Origin of the sequence: Halalkalibacterium ligniniphilum, assembly GCF_000334155.1 — a bacterium.
Taxonomy (GTDB): Bacteria; Bacillota; Bacilli; order Bacillales; family Bacillaceae_D; genus Halalkalibacterium; species Halalkalibacterium ligniniphilum.
On sequence record NZ_ANNK01000161.1, the window covers coordinates 1 to 15905 of the forward strand.

Annotated in this window: 13 protein-coding genes, 1 pseudogene and 2 riboswitches; of the genes and pseudogenes, 2 read left to right on the top strand and 12 right to left on the bottom strand. The window is 40.8% G+C overall.

Features of this window, described 5'->3' with window-relative positions:
• Positions 1-254: 254 nt before the first annotated feature.
• The 10 genes and pseudogenes from BLT_RS0119530 to BLT_RS23490 form a co-directional block, all read right to left on the bottom strand.
• Positions 255-893, bottom strand: coding sequence for a bifunctional 4-hydroxy-2-oxoglutarate aldolase/2-dehydro-3-deoxy-phosphogluconate aldolase (locus BLT_RS0119530; protein WP_017729388.1), 639 nt, complete (start codon positions 891-893; stop codon positions 255-257).
• 284 nt (positions 894-1177) lie between these two features.
• Positions 1178-2131 carry a sugar kinase gene (locus tag BLT_RS0119535; RefSeq protein WP_017729389.1) on the bottom strand — a complete coding sequence of 318 codons (954 nt, stop codon included), beginning with the start codon at positions 2129-2131 and terminating at the stop codon, positions 1178-1180.
• A 1-nt stretch (position 2132) separates the two neighbouring features.
• The gene (locus tag BLT_RS0119540) at positions 2133-3164 is read right to left on the bottom strand and encodes a LacI family DNA-binding transcriptional regulator (protein ID WP_017729390.1); all 1032 of its coding nucleotides are present in this window, start codon (positions 3162-3164) and stop codon (positions 2133-2135) included.
• Between the two features lie 380 nt (positions 3165-3544).
• Positions 3545-4846, bottom strand: coding sequence for an NCS2 family permease (locus BLT_RS0119545; RefSeq protein WP_017729391.1), 1302 nt, complete (start codon positions 4844-4846; stop codon positions 3545-3547).
• Positions 4847-4993: 147 nt separating this feature from the next.
• A riboswitch (purine riboswitch) is annotated at positions 4994-5095 on the bottom strand.
• A gap of 88 nt (positions 5096-5183) precedes the next feature.
• A complete protein-coding gene (gene guaA / locus BLT_RS0119550) occupies positions 5184-6722 on the bottom strand; it encodes a glutamine-hydrolyzing GMP synthase (RefSeq protein ID WP_017729392.1) in 1539 nt (512 codons plus the stop codon).
• A 136-nt stretch (positions 6723-6858) separates the two neighbouring features.
• Positions 6859-6960, bottom strand: a riboswitch (purine riboswitch).
• 37 nt (positions 6961-6997) lie between these two features.
• Complete coding sequence (locus tag BLT_RS0119555; protein WP_017729393.1) at positions 6998-9172, bottom strand: transglutaminase TgpA family protein; 2175 nt, start codon at positions 9170-9172, stop codon at positions 6998-7000.
• Between the two features lie 32 nt (positions 9173-9204).
• Positions 9205-10359 carry a DUF58 domain-containing protein gene (locus tag BLT_RS0119560; RefSeq protein ID WP_161603261.1) on the bottom strand — a complete coding sequence of 385 codons (1155 nt, stop codon included), beginning with the start codon at positions 10357-10359 and terminating at the stop codon, positions 9205-9207.
• A 4-nt stretch (positions 10360-10363) separates the two neighbouring features.
• Positions 10364-11320: an AAA family ATPase gene (locus tag BLT_RS0119565; RefSeq protein ID WP_017729395.1), complete on the bottom strand. Its 957-nt coding sequence runs from the start codon at positions 11318-11320 to the stop codon at positions 10364-10366.
• Positions 11321-11620: 300 nt separating this feature from the next.
• Positions 11621-11992, bottom strand: a complete 372-nt coding sequence (locus BLT_RS0119570) for a hypothetical protein (protein WP_017729396.1) — start codon at positions 11990-11992, stop codon at positions 11621-11623.
• A 181-nt stretch (positions 11993-12173) separates the two neighbouring features.
• Positions 12174-12320 (bottom strand): annotated as a pseudogene (locus tag BLT_RS23490) (DUF4385 family protein); the annotation flags it as partial.
• 540 nt (positions 12321-12860) lie between these two features.
• Between BLT_RS23490 and thpD the strand changes: the two are divergent.
• Together thpD and BLT_RS0119585 are read left to right on the top strand one after the other, a co-directional pair.
• The gene (gene thpD / locus BLT_RS22465) at positions 12861-13811 is read left to right on the top strand and encodes an ectoine hydroxylase (RefSeq protein ID WP_017729398.1); all 951 of its coding nucleotides are present in this window, start codon (positions 12861-12863) and stop codon (positions 13809-13811) included.
• 200 nt (positions 13812-14011) lie between these two features.
• On the top strand, positions 14012-14731 hold the full coding sequence (locus tag BLT_RS0119585) for a YebC/PmpR family DNA-binding transcriptional regulator (protein WP_017729399.1): 720 nt from the start codon (positions 14012-14014) through the stop codon (positions 14729-14731).
• Between the two features lie 274 nt (positions 14732-15005).
• Here the strand turns inward: BLT_RS0119585 and BLT_RS0119590 are convergent, their stop codons facing one another.
• Together BLT_RS0119590 and BLT_RS0119595 are read right to left on the bottom strand one after the other, a co-directional pair.
• Entirely contained in the window at positions 15006-15479 is a 474-nt protein-coding gene (locus tag BLT_RS0119590; protein WP_017729400.1) for a DinB family protein, read from the bottom strand.
• A gap of 86 nt (positions 15480-15565) precedes the next feature.
• A partial coding sequence (locus BLT_RS0119595) for a twin-arginine translocase subunit TatC (RefSeq protein WP_017729401.1) occupies positions 15566-15905 on the bottom strand: 340 nt, incomplete at its 5' end.

Below are 15905 nucleotides of genomic sequence, written 5' to 3' on the forward strand. Positions count from 1 at the left end.
TTGGCTTTTGTTCAGTTTTCAAAGAACTGCTTGTCGTTTTTGGCGACTAGATTAATATATCATATAACCTATCATTCCGTCAACATTTTTTTGAAATGATTATTATCACTCATCAGCGACAAGTAATAATATAGCATCTTTCAATAGATAAAACAAGTAGTCTTTCAAAAAATAGTAAACGATCTTCCTGTCGATTTTTTACATTTCAGGCAGGTCGCAACGCAACTTGCGACACTGCCTAAATCATCATTTTATTACACTCTAGCTTCTTGAACAGCTTGAACGAATTGTGCTGCTTTGTGTTCTAGCTCAGCAAAATAAGCATCATCCATTGCTTTCTTTGTATTCACAAGGGAGCTACCAATTCCTGCAGCTACAGCACCTGCTTTAATGTATTCACCTACATTATCTAGATCGAGGCCACCAGTCGGCATTAAAGGGATATGCGGAAGTGGCCCATGCACATCTTTTAGATAACGCGGACCAAAAGCACTGGCTGGGAACACTTTAATAAGATCCGCTCCATGTTCATATGCTGTAAGGATTTCTGTCGGTGTCAAGGCTCCAGGAATACTTAATACACCATAGCGTTTTGTTATTTTAATGGTGTCTACATTCACCGTTGGAGAGAAAACAAATTGGGACCCAGCCATAATGGCAGGGCTAGCTGTTTCTGGATCGAGAACGGTTCCTGCGCCAACAATCGCTTTATCCCCAAGTGTTGTAGTAGCATGTTCAATGACCCGTAAAGCATTCGGTGTTTCTAACGTGATTTCGAGCGCTTTCACACCACCGCGGCTTAACGCCTCACCAATTGGCACAATTGTTTCTTTTGTCGCTCCACGAATAACAGCAACAATTCCACTTTCTTTTAGCTGATCTACAATATTCATAGTAAACAGTCCTCTTTTCTACATTTCTTCTATAATATATTAATTATTTTTTGTGCTAAGTAAGCATAAACTGACTTTGTAACAGGCACACCGCTTACCGAACGCTCGGCTTCTCGCAATGTTCCGATCCCCCTGGTACCATCACTTTCGAAAACTCCTCCGCTTCTTCCACCTTTACATTCTCAACTACACGCACAACTTCCTCGCTAAGCGTCTACAAAAATTTTTCCAACCGCTATCCCCTCTCAATCGCTAGCCAGTTGGTCATGACCATTTTCTCTTATTTAGCGTTCAATCAATTCCTTCTCACCCATTCTTATAAGGATATCCTCTAAATAAGGTAGACCCTCATTGTCACCTGCCACACTGACAACCATCGATCCTATCGTACTAGCAAACAATAGCGTTCGCTCTAATGGCCATTGTTGGAGAATGCCATATACAAAGCCAGCATCATACCCATCTCCTGCACCAACTGTGTCCACAACCTTCCTTGCTTTAACCGGTTCGGCAACAAGCATCTCTCCATTTTGATAGCCGATCGAACCTTTTTCCCCTTGCTTAATCGCAATATGAGAAATGCCGTACCCTTTTAAAATATCGATAATTTTCTCAGACTCACTTTCTCCTAAAAGCAGCTCCGCTTCATCAAGACCCGTTAACATAATGTCAACATTCTCCAGAAAAGCTGACAATTTTGCTTTTGCTTCCTCACGACTCCAGAGCTTTAAGCGAATATTCGGATCAAAGGAAATGAGCAAATTATGCTTTTTCGCTAATTCAATTGCACGCTTGTTAATCTGGTAATTGTTCTCACTAATTGCCGAAAAAACGCCTGTAATATGTAAAACCTTAGCTTCCTTAAAAATATCTTCATTTAAATCCTCTGGTTGCATCGTTAAGGTAGGAGAGTTTGCACGATAATAGTAGGTCTGACTGCTCCCGTCCTCCCACACTTCTTTAAAATTAAGAGAGGTAGGATACCCATCAACAAACTTCACTTCAGAGACGTCAATTCCTTCCCCTTGCACAAAATGCTTAATGTATCGTCCAAACTCGTCATTTCCAAGCCGACTAATCCAGCCTGTTTTTAATCCTAACCTAGCACAACCGATGGCGAAATTCAGCTCTGCCCCTCCCACCTTTCGTTCAAAAGAATGGACAAAACGCATCGGTCCTTTTGAGGAAGGATCAAGCGTAATCATTGCATCGCCGATTGTAATAATGTCTTTTTTCAATCTAATCACTCCCTTTTCCAAGTTGCTTTTTTACAGATTCCCGCTCAATGATTTCAGGCTCAAATCGGCAAATCACCGTTTGTTTGCTGGTAGATTTCCCTTCAATTGACTCAAACAATCGCTCGGCAGCTTTTTTGCCCATCTCAAAGGTAGGCTGCTTAATTGTTGTTAACGTAGGACTGTATATGTGGGCAAATGCTGTGTTATCAATCCCAATTAACGCGATCTGATTCGGAATTTCCAGTTGATTTTCTTTTACAAATTCCAATACTTCCATCAGTGCCAAATCATTTGCTGCTAACAAGGCATCAGGCGGACTCTCACTTGTAAACATCTTTCCTAACGCCGAACTAATTTGCTCAATCTGAGTTGCGACAATATATTCGTCTTTCATTGGCAATCCATGCTCTTCAAGTGCTTTTCGATACCCTGACAGCCTTTCAAGACGCGGGGTAATGTTGCGAAGCAGTGAAGTCGTAACAATGCCAATCCGTTCATAACCATGCTGCACAAAGTAATCCACCGCTAACTTCGCAGCCTTCTCGTTATTCAGCAGCACGCTATCAACAGCAATTCCCGGAACCGAACGGTCGATGAACACAAGTGGATAGTTTTCACTTACCATCGATTGATATAAATCAAGATTACCTCCTGTGGGAAAGACTATTAAACCATCTACTTGCTTCGCCTTTAACATCTCAATATACTTCTTTTCTTTTTCAGGCTCATCATCTGCATTACATACAATGACATGATAATCATGCTGATGACAAATATCCTCAATTGCACGAATAACCTCTGTTGAAAACGAATGCAAAATATTTGCAATGATAACACCAATGGTCGACGTTCTCTTTTGCTTTAAGCTTCGCGCAACAATATTAGGCTGATAATTTAATTCAGCGATCGCTTTTTCAATCCGCTTCCTCGTCTTCTCTCCCATGTAGTCATAGCGTCCATTCAGGTATTGGGAGACTGTGCTTTTCGACACATTTGCACGCTTCGCCACATCAAGCATTGTGATCTTTTTCATAAGCATCCCCCATTATCAAAATCGGTTTACTAAACCGGTTTTGTAATTCGATAATTAAAATTATAATATAAATTTATAGACAATTCAAGCAATTAAATAGTTACATACAGGCTCACAGAAACCTATGTGAGCGGATCATTCTTCCCACTAGGATGAAAATGAGTTCGTCAAGTAACGCTAAGCAGCCTTTCAATGAAGGGGTGCGAGCGACAGGCTTCTTGCTCTATCATCCTGTAAGCTTCGTCCCCTTTTCACAGAATAAATTGCAAGGTGCCAGTCAAACAAGAACAAGTGCTGGCTCCTATAACTAGATAGCTTTGAAATTTTCTTCTAAAAAAAGAGAGCATACTCAACCGTATACTCCCTTTTTCAACATCCACCTATTCAGTTAAAAACACAAAGTACGCAAGAAATACAAAGAATAACACATACATAATCGGATGAACGTCTTTACCTCGTCCTTTTACAAGCATCGTGATTGGATAAAAAATGAATCCAAGTGCAATTCCAGTTGCAATGCTATACGTTAGCGGCATGGCGACAACCGTTAAAAATGCAGGAACTGCAATTTCGAGTTTCTTCCAATCAATTAAACCTAATGCGGAAGCCATTAGTACACCGACAACAATAAGAGCTGCTGCCGTAACCTGTGGTGTAATAACCGCAAGTAAAGGCGAAAAGAACAACGAAACTAGAAACAGTCCTGCCGTTACAACCGATGCGAAGCCTGTCCGACCACCAGCCGCGACCCCTGAAGATGATTCAATATAAGCAGTCGTTGTTGATGTACCAAGAATGGCACCAATTGACGTCACACTTGAATCAGCTAATAACGCTCTGCCTGAGCGAGGAAGCTTATTGTCTTTAATAAAGCCTGCTTGATTCGCTACTGCATATAATGTCCCTGCTGTATCAAAAAAGTCTACGAATAAAAACGTTAAGATAACAATTAAAAGCTGAATCGTAAAGACAGATGAAAAATCAATTTGGAACGCTTGACCGAATGTCGGCGCAAGACTTGGAACAGAACCAACAAGTCGCTCAGGCACATCAATCAAACCGACGATAATTCCTGCAAGTGCCGTTAGAACCATTCCATAAAAAATGCCACCTGTCACACCACGAACCATAAAAATAACTGTAACCACAAGTCCAAAAACCGCAAGCATTGTCGGTCCATTTAAAATATGACCAAGCTCAACCGCTGTTGCTTCGGATGGAACCACAATACCTGCATTTTTCAAGCCGATAAAGGCGATAAATAAGCCAATTCCGGCACCCGCTGCATATTTCATCTCGGCAGGAATCGCATTTATAATGATTTCACGAATTTTAGAAACAGTAAGAATGATAAATAGGATACCAGATATAAAGACTCCAAATAATGCAACTTGCCACTCAATTCCCATACCAATAACGACAGAGTACGCAAAAAATGCATTGAGCCCCATACCCGGAGCAAGCGCAATCGGATAGTTGGCAAGCAAGCCCATGAGCAAGGTTCCAATCGCAGCTGCTAAAGCTGTAGCTGTAAAGACTGCACCTACATCCATCCCTGCATCGCCTAAAATTTGCGGGTTAACGAATAAAATATAAGCCATTGATAAAAACGTCGTAAGCCCGGCAACTGATTCTTTTCGATACGTTGTTCCGTGCTCTTTAAAGCCAAAATAACGGTCCATGTATAAAAGCTCCTCCTCTTTTCTCTAAAAGGCGTCCATTTTGTATTCTCACCAATAAAGCAAAGCACAATACCTTTTGTAACAGCAAAAAAGCTTCAGGCTTTAACCACCTGAAGCAAAACAACAAAAAATCAGCCCCTATAAATAAGAGCACTCCTGATTTTTCGTAGTCAAGCTATTTACGGCAGCTTGGTAGAGACTCGCAGGCCCTATTCCTGCAATTATACGAAATGACGCATGTAATGTTTTAATTTACAAGCTAAGTCTATCAGGAGTGTCGTTTCTTGTCAATCAAAAAACCGAACATTAATAGCTAGAATAGTCTAAAATATTCGTTTTATTCCCACTCAATTGTTGCTGGTGGCTTCGAAGTCACATCATAAACGACACGATTGACATGTTTTACTTCATTGACAATCCGCGTCGAAATGATTTCAAGAACATCCCACGGTATGCGCGCCCAATCAGATGTCATCCCGTCAATCGACGTGACAGCACGGATTCCGACTGTATAGTCATACGTTCTCGCGTCACCCATTACACCAACACTACGCATGTTTGGTAGGGCCGTAAAATATTGCCAAATCTCACGATCAAGTCCTGCCTTTTTAATCTCTTCACGTAAAATCGCATCGGATTCACGAACAATCTCAAGCTTTTCTTCCGTAATTTCTCCAAGAACTCGAATTCCTAGACCAGGACCCGGGAACGGTTGTCGCCAAACAATCTCATCAGGAATTCCAAGCTCTGTACCAACTTTGCGCACCTCATCTTTAAAAAGTGTGTTTAAAGGCTCGATCAATTCAAAGCTCATATCTTCTGGAAGTCCACCAACATTATGATGTGACTTAATCGTTTGTGCAGTGGCCGTACCACTTTCAATGATATCTGTATATAGTGTACCTTGGGCAAGGAAATCCATATCCTTTAATTTTCCTGCTTCCTCTTCAAACACGTAAATAAACTCGTTTCCAATAATTTTACGTTTTTGTTCAGGATCTGATACACCTTTAAGCTTGTTCAAGAAACGCTCTTGGGCATCAATTTTAATGACGTTCATGTTGAAGCCTTCACTAAACGTCTTCATGACGCTATCTGCTTCTCCTTTTCTGAGGAGGCCGTGGTCAATAAACATACATGTTAGCTGGTCGCCAATCGCTTTGTGAATTAACACAGCCACAACAGACGAATCAACGCCGCCACTTAGAGCACAAAGAACTTGCTTGTCTCCTACTCGTTCACGGATTTTCTCTATTTCAACTTCAATGAAGCTTCCCATCGACCATTCACCTTCACAGCGACATACATTAAAGGTAAAGTTTTTCAGCATGTCATCGCCAAATTGTGAATGTTTGACTTCTGGATGGAATTGAACGCCGTAATAGCCTTTTTCTTCATTACTCATGGCAGCTACAGGACAAGAAGGGTTTTGCGCATCAACAACAAATCCTTCAGGTGGAGCAAGAATTAAATCTCCATGGCTCATCCATACCGTTTGTTCAATTGGCAATCCCTCGAAAAGGGCAGACTGATTCTCTACCTTAATCAACGCCTTTCCATACTCACGATGATCAGCCGCTTCAACTTTGCCACCAAAATGCTGAGTCATCAGCTGCATACCATAGCAAATTCCTAATATCGGAACATTTAAATCAAAGATCGCAGGATCACATTTTGGTGCACCTTCTGCGTAGGCGCTATTTGGTCCACCGGAAAAAATAATTCCTTTTGGGTTCAATGCTTTTAGCTCTTCAACTGTAATTGTGTTTGGGTGTAACTCACTATAAACGCCTAGGTCGCGAATTCGGCGCGTAATGAGCTGGTTGTATTGCCCACCAAAATCAAGCACAACAATCATTTCTTGTGTTGTTTCCATTCAGCTATCCATCCTTTGTATCAATATTTATTCGTTTACCCCTATATAAAAAAGCCAGAATCCAACCAGCCCCCTTCAAGAGAAAAAACATCGAGGTCTCTCTATTAGGAAGATGATACAAAGGCAGAATTTAGAAATAGCTTCATTCCGCCTTCATAGTCAGGGCATTTACGGTGACCTGGTAGAGACTCTTAGGCCTTATTCCTAAGGATATATGAAAGCACCTGTGCAATTTTTGAAATACGGAACCATTTTATCAATCACCTATAAAGGGGTCAAGAACTGATTTTTTTCATCAGCCTTTCCCAATTTCTTTGATAGGTCTGCCAGAGCATCGTCGGTTCCTTTCCCCCATACATGAACCGTTCATATGCGTACGTTAAGTACATCATCTCATCACTTTCAAATTTCCGATCAATCCGTTTTGCATATTCACGCAGTGTTTCGTGCTCACCTTTCTTCTCCCCTATGTAACGGAGAAACCATAAAAGCCGTCGATAGGCAACCAAGAAGGCCTGTTCATCTTTTTGTCTATGGGACCTGAAAATGAGGTAGAAGGCAATCACCTTTTTGTTACGCGCAAGGATGCCAAGAACCGCAATCAACAGAACCATCACAATAAAGGCAGGATGAACAGAAAAACCATCGTTGTCACCTGCTGATGAATCCGAATCAGCTGCCGCACTGTCTTCTTCCATGCTTGCAAATACATCCTCAGCCTCTTGCTCCTGCTCCGTTTCATTTACCTCGCTCTCTTGAATCACTTGCTCTCCCTCTTCTTCTGGTTCAATAAATTCATAAGCATTATCAAAACCGCGAGTCGGCTCAAACGGAACCCAGCCAATTTCCGGGAAATACACTTCTACCCAAGAATGGGCATTTTCATTTTTGATCTCGTAAATCGTTCGCTCATCATCAAGCGTTTCCAGCACTTCTCCTTGCGTAAAGCCTTTTACCCAGCGGGCAGGTATGTCAACGGAACGCAAGAGGACAGCCATTGAAGTCGAAAAGTTATCGCAGTAGCCACGTTGTGTTTCAAATAAAAACTGATCGACGTAATCCTGTTCCTCTGAGGGGATGGCAACGTCTGTTGTTTCATAACGAAAGTCAGGCCCTTGAAAATAGTTTTCCACCGCTTTTGCTCGATCATAACGATTATCGTAGCCAGCAACAATTTCCTCGGCTAGCTCCCCCACACGATCCGGTAACGTCTCAGGTAACTGTAAATATAAGCGCTCAATGTATTCAGGATCATCCACGCTCGCTTGCCGTAGCACTTCGATTTGGTATGACGGTTGATAATATTCAACATTATACCGTTCGAAAATGGTTGGATAGTCTCCTGAATATGGCGTTACTTTTTCAGTAAAAAAGTCAATGCGAGAATCGAGATCAAGGAGCCCTTCAAAAGAACCTGGATAAAAGGCAAGATCAAATCGTTGGTTTTCTACAAAAGCAACCTCCGCTTCAAGCAATTCATAATCAAGACGTCCAGAACCAACATATTCAGGGGGATAAGGAGCTTCACGAGGTCGTTCCGGTGTGCTCACTTCCCACCCTAGCCCAGTATAAAAATCCTTCGTTTCCCCGCGCCAATAATGGTCTTGTGTAGCTGCTGCATAAAAAACAGATGAATCATCATGAATAAAGCCTCCGCCTAATCGGCTATCATTATTACCATAGCCAATCCGCTGTACACCTTGTCCACCCGATCCACTTCCAGGATCAAGCCCAACGGCTGCACGCATGTATGGTACAGGATCTTCCCATTGAGGATCTAGCTTCGGCGAAGCAAACCCGAGGGCACTTGAAAATACAATGACAAGCGCGAGCATCGCCGCTAAACGAGCCGGTAAAAAACGAGAGCCAGCTCCTAATTTTTCTTTTTCAATCGTTCGATACATGGTTACAAGACCAAGCAGCAAAAAGCCGATGATAAATGTTCGAATAATAGCGACAGAGGCATCGTATTCAGTAAACGTATCAAGCACCGCTACATAAATCACCGTAAAGACGAGAAAGAACAGGATTCTTCGCGCATAGATAACCCAATAAAATAGAAGGTAGCTCATGATCGCTAAAAGCACAAAAAACAAAAAGCTCCGAAACAGATCAGTTAATGCATACCATTGTCCGTTTAGTAAATAAGATAGATTCGTGAAAAGATCGCTAAAAAAAACATACATCCATTCAAGAGAAAAAAACGGTCCATCAAAAAAGATCAAAAAAATTCCATAGACAGTGATCAAAGCTTTAATGGATACTGAGACAAGGAAAGGCAGTTGAAGAAAAGTAATAAAAAAATAGCATCCTGCAAAGATCACAAACAAATGAATATAGCCCGTTTCTGTAATATGCGGCAAAGGTAGGAGCCATTCCATGAGGAGGAGAAAGCTCAAACCATATAATAGAAAATCCTGCCCTAAATCAAGTGATTTTTTTGTTTTCATTAGATGGCACCACCTCCTGTGTCCTCAGCACTTTATGACGAGGCAAACGATTGAGCTTCAATCCCTAACTGCCTTAGCTTCTTAGCATAAAGATTGTTCGATCTTGTCATATCGACCATACACACATATAGATGAATACCTTGAGTTTTCATCGCTTCAAGCGCTTGAACAAGAGAGTCCGTTAACTCTGCACATACGTAATAAACGGTTGAGCCCTGCCACTCTTCATAGATTGAAGCAATCGCTTTAGGGCTTGTTTGAGTTGGCTCTAGCTTCGCTAGCACCCTGAGAGGTATTGACGTTGTTTGATCATGAACCGATAATTTCAGCCATTGAGACTGTCGAATCGCCACTTGCACAGATGGATGCTTTCCCATTAGGGAGACCATCAAAGAAGCAGTCAGTTCAACCGCCGCCTCAAAGCTTGCGGAAGAAGCCTTTTCAACATAAGGATCAAAGGCAATGGTAACACCCTGACCTTGATAGGATTCAAACTCTTTGGTCATCAATGCTGCGCTCCGTGCTGACTGCTTCCAGTCAATACTAGACAAACGGTCCCCAGGAACATAGCTACGGACCCCAGCAAGGGAACGTTCTTCCTCAATCCTTTTGCTTGGAGAGGCTCCATCCATCACCTTCGTGCTCTGGCCCCTAGGAACCACAGGTAATTGCTGAAATTTCGGGTAAACAAGCACCTTTGATTCCTCAAAAATAATTGTTCTTTTATCGAATAAGCCAAATAAATCACTAAGCACAAACTCCACGTTACGAAACAGATGCTCCCCTCGTTTCACATCATGTACCCAATAGTCAAATGAAAGCTTTTTTTGCAACCCAAAAAAGAAAAGCGCCCCCGCTCCCTCCACTTTCCCTAAGTCTTCAGGAGGTAAATCTCGAACATGAATATAAAAAAACGGATGCCAAGGCTTTTTTGTCACTGTGAGCGTGATCCGTAGCGAATCTCCAGAACGAAGCTGCTTTGACTCAATTCTCCGCTCAACATGGAAGCCTCGAAAAGAAAATAACGTAACGACTAACGTTAAGCATAGGATCGTTATGACACTATAAAAAAGAAACCAACTAACAAAACCACCTTGGAACATTGCATATGAAAACACGACTGCTACAATGATGAGTAAAACGCCAATTTTTATAAACGGGCGAACAAATGCTATAATTCGCTCCATCATCTTACGGTGTTAGTTCCTTTCGAATCACTGGAACTCGCGTTTTTTCTAACACCTCTCGTACAATTTGCTCATGCTCGATGTTCATCATTTTCGCTTCTGCTGTTAAGATAAGGCGGTGACCTAACGTGTACGGAGCGAGGTACTTCACATCATCTGGGAGGACGAAATCTCTCCCATCTAGCATGGCATAAGCTTGTGCTGCTTTCATGAGGGCAATGGAACCACGGGGGCTAACGCCTAATTCAACAGCATCATGCCGTCTCGTTCCATTGACAATCTCCACAATGAACTCCTTAACATGATCATCGACATACACTTCTTGCACGAGACCTTGCAGATGCACAACCTCTTCTGTTGTCATGACAGGCCTTACTTCATCAATCGGGTGTTTTTTTTCTAAACGCTTTAACACTTCTACTTCTTCCTCGACACTTGGATACCCTAGAGTTAAGCGAAATAGAAACCGGTCTAGCTGTGCTTCTGGAAGGGGAAAGGTTCCTGCATATTCCACAGGATTTTGTGTAGCCATGACAAAGAATGGTTTTTCTAAAATAAGGGAATCACCATCAACGGTAACACTCCCTTCCTCGAGGGCTTCAAGCAAAGCAGATTGCGTTTTTGGGGACGTACGGTTAATCTCATCTGCTAAGACAATATTGGCGAGAACTGGACCTGGACGAAATTCAAATTGTTGGGTTTTTTGATTATAAATCGAAACACCTGTTACATCTGAAGGAAGCAAATCAGGTGTAAATTGAATTCGTTTGAAATCGGCGCCGAGAGAACGGGCAATCGCTTTCACCATCATTGTCTTGCCAACTCCTGGCACATCTTCTAGAAGAACGTGTCCACCTGAAAATAATGCCACAAGACTAAGCTCAATCTCTTGGCGCTTACCAACGACAGCGCGTTCAATATTGGCGACGACACTCTTTATTCGTTCAACGGTCAATTCCATCCTCGTTCCTCCATTTCTCCTACTATCTCTCTACCCTCATCATACCATTATCAAGAAAAAAGTACGTTAAATTTACATTACCATTTTTAGTGAAGGTTGTGTGAGTTCTATCAGTCTACCCCGTTTTTTGTCTCTTAAAAACGTTTCTGATGCTACGGCAGCTATTGAACTCACCGATCACAATCACAATTATTACAACGCTTCCTTAGCTACCCTACTTAAGGAATTCGCACAGATTTTGACAACAGAGCAGCTTTTACAAACAATTAGCTAGCCTCTAACCTAATTAAAAACCCCGACTCAATGGTCGAGGTTTTTCTCTTTTCGGACACGTTCCGCTTCATCACGGGCTCCCATGTCCTCTAAATAAATCGGATCATCCGCATTATAATATTTTGCCATTGCATTCTCAAATTCGTGTGTTTCTTCAGCATTTTGTAAGGCTTCTCGAAACTCTTCATCTTCTTTAAATGCCTCATACAATACAGGGTGTCGTTCAATTCGCTCCACTACAAATTCTGCTTCAACCCTCGTAAGCTCTTTAGCATAATCAAACTCTTGTTCTTCTTGGATTGGCTCATTCGGTTCTTCAGTACTTGACTCTCTATTTTCTTCTTGAGAACAAGCAACTAAAACAAAGCTTGCGATCAACGGTATAAGTACCTTTTTCATTCGAACCCTCCCAAAAAACAATCGTTATATTTTCATAGTAAAATAAATAGAACAAAAATGAAAGGATCCGTATTTAATTTTACGAATTCAACATCTTTGTTTAACATATCCAATTTTCGTTCTGGATTTGGAGAAGGGACCAGCTTGGCGGTCATAGATGTTCCCGTCTTTATAATCTTTAATAGTTCGTGTAACGGCGGAAACGTGTATAGACCATCTGCAAAAATTTGCAAGCCATATCCATTCCGACAAAGTCACCTTTCTTTTTATCCTGTAAATCTAGACGATATATCCCTAAAATTGATGCTCTTGAAATCCCTTTCCTAATCAAATGCCATGATTTTTGCCCCCGCGAATAAAATCAGAGCAACTTATAATCAATAGGAAGAAAAGATAACAATACATTGACATTTATTCCACAATTTATTACATCCTCTCTTTCTTTCATAGGATGCGTTCAATCTATAATGTTCCCTTCCCTACTATCCTTCATTTAAAACAACTTCTGATTAAGGTTGCCTAAAATTTCTATTTATGTTATTTCTATATTATATTGGGTTGTTTTTTAGCAAACATGGAACTGAGCAAACAGGGTGAAAGCTAGAAGCCTTGCCCTCATATCCCTCATTTTAGTGTTTGCTTAACATTACTTGACAAACTCTTTTTCAACTCTATAGGAAAATCAAACCGCTCGTCTCTGTAAAAAATGATCGGATTAACGTCCCATATTATCAGACAAAATTAAAATAAATTTTCCTATTTCTTATAGATTAGTATTTGTTTGTTATTATTTTTAGTTTAGCTGTTTTTAAAATGGGAAACAGTTTACAGACAAATCATTAATTTATTTTTTAAGGAGTGTTTGTGTATGGTAACAGATTTATATCCTTCTAGAACAGATATGGAGACAAAAATAATAGCACGTAAGGATCCAGTCGTGTATACGAGTGGTCAATCCAAGAAAGGACCGCTTACCAAACAAGAACTTAACTCCTATGAAAAAAATGGGTATCTGCTTTATAAAGACTTTTTTTCTGAAGAAGAGGTAAACATCTTAAAAAAAGAGTTACACACAGTGATGGAGATAAATCGCAATAATCATAGTGATTTAGTTATTCGTGAACCTGAAAGTGATGAAGTACGTTCTGTCTTTGAAATACATAAAGACAGTAATTTTTTTAAACGGCTCTGCAGTGATGAACGCCTTGTTAAGATTGCCCAGCAGCTGCTCGGATCACAAGTGTACATCACCCAATCTCGTATTAATTTTAAGCCTGGCTTTAAAGGCAAAGAATTTTACTGGCATTCTGATTTTGAAACATGGCATGTAGAAGATGGAATGCCGAACATGAGAGCAGTAAGTTGTTCCATTGTTTTAACAGATAACTATGAATTCAATGGACCCTTAATGTTAATACCGGGTTCTCATAAATGGTATGTTTCTTGCTCAGGCTCTACCCCTGATAATAACTTTAAGCACTCATTAAAAAAACAGGAATTAGGTGTGCCTGATCATGAAAGCTTGAAATTTCTCGTGAATAAAGCCGGCGGAAAAATTGACAGAGCTACTGGTCCTGCTGGTTCCGTTTTGTTCTTCGAATGTAATACGATGCACGGTTCGAGTGGGAACATCTCTCCATTCCCACGCAGCAACGTCTTCTTTGTTTACAATAGCATCGAAAATAAGCTGCTAAAACCTTTTAATAAGAACAACCCAAGACCAGAATTTTTGGCAAATCGAGCAAATATCACAGCGATCGAGCCTTCAACAGACAATCTACTTAATTATTCAACTAAAAAAACGCCTAACCTCACATAAAGTGAACCTCCTACAGGAAAAAATGCTGCAATTAAGGTATAATATGAAATGATGAATAAATGCACCGTCTTCAATTCGTGTTGCTTGTTAGCAGGCTGAAAGCTTAAGGATCTGCTTTTTTAGTTATTTAGAAAAAATCCGTGTTGAAGATGAGCATATTTCATATTGTATCGATTCAAAGGTGAAAGCGAGTGTTCATAATGGGGCGTAAATGGAACAATATTAAAGAAAAAAAAGCGTCAAAAGATGCTAATACAAGTCGTATCTACGCAAAGTTTGGACGGGAAATTTACGTAGCAGCAAAGCAGGGTGAACCCGACCCAGAATCAAATCAGGCTTTAAGAGTCGTACTAGAGCGTGCAAAAACATATAATGTACCGAAAACCATTATTGAGCGTGCCATTGAAAAAGCAAAAGGTGGTTCAGAAGAAAACTACGATGAACTTCGTTATGAAGGCTTCGGACCAAATGGCTCTATGGTTATTGTCGATGCACTAACAAATAACGTGAACCGAACTGCATCTGAGGTACGAGCGGCATTCGGTAAAAACGGTGGTAACATGGGTGTGAGTGGATCGGTTGCCTACATGTTTGATGCTACGGCAGTTATCGGTCTTGAAGGAAAAACAGCAGACGAGGTGCTAGAAATCTTAATGGAAGCAGATGTAGACGTACGTGACATTATAGAGGAAGATGAAGCAGTTATCGTCTATGCCGAGCCTGAACAATTCCATGAAGTCCAAGAAGCATTTAGAAATGCTGGAATTACAGAATTTACAGTAGCAGAATTAACGATGCTCGCCCAAAATGACGTCATCCTTCCAAAAGACGCACAAGCACAATTTGAAAAAATGATTGATGCCCTAGAAGATTTAGAGGATGTTCAACAAGTGTACCACAACGTTGACCTTGGTGATTAATCATGTAAGCAGGCCTTTGTTATTAAATATCGGCCTGCTTTTTTCAATAAGAGGCTGGGAACTAACGAACATGCATGATTGAAAATGCGAACAATGCACAACCTTAGCGGAGGAAATAGACGTAGACTCCTGCGGGATCAAAGGCTCACCAGCCGCCCGCGGAAAGCGAAATATATTTCCGAAGCGATTGCTATTCAGAAACGATCATGACGTTCAAATTTCTCATCAATAAAAACTCTTTTGTCCCGGCCTTTTTTTCATTTGTTTTTTTCGACTATCCTTCAACCTTCACTAAGCGTTTAATCGTTTTAATTGCATCAAAATGCATGCCTTCATGATATAAGCAAAAGCTAAGAAATTCTTCAACTGAGCTTAATCTAAGTCCAGAGGAGGTTGTATAAGGTTCTTTCACCTTTTCTTCTAAGCGTTCACTTAATAGGCGTTCAATACGCTCAATTTGTTCTTCGAGCATCGTTACTAACGTTTCCACATTCGGCGGCGCAGAATCCCAGTCCGCCGGCTTTGTTCCGGGGCTAAACCATTTGACAAAGTCCTCTGAAAGCTGACTATCTTCTTCAATAAAAGAAAAGGCAAACCTTTCATGCACGAGATAAATATGCCCTAGATTCCATCTTAAGCTGTTATTAAATCCAGTAGGGACAATGTCCGCAAGCTCCTCACTCGTCCCCTTTACTGCCTTTACGGTGTTGTTGCGAACAAACGTTAATTGATTGATTAAATAACTCATTGTTCACTCTCCCTTGTTAAAAGCTTTCTCGTTATTTGCCAAAAAGATAGCCATGTGACATTGAGATCACAATGGCTATCTTTATTTTACTTCTCCTTATTTTTCCTGTAAACAAATCTTGACAGTGTTACACTAAGCTCATAGAGCATAAGTAACGGGATCATCACCATTAGATCCGACAGAAAGTCTGCAGGAGTGATTAATACCGAGAGGACAATTAAAACAAAATAAGCGTACTTTCTTGCTTTGACCAGTTGGTTCGGATTAATGATCCCTAGTCTTGTCAAAAATAATATAATGGCTGGTAATTGAAAAAGAAAGGCCAATGGTACCGTCATATAAAACATAAAACGAAAATAACGGTCAACCGTAAACATCGTTTCAAATTGCTCACTTGAGATGGCTAATAGAAAATCCATTACGACT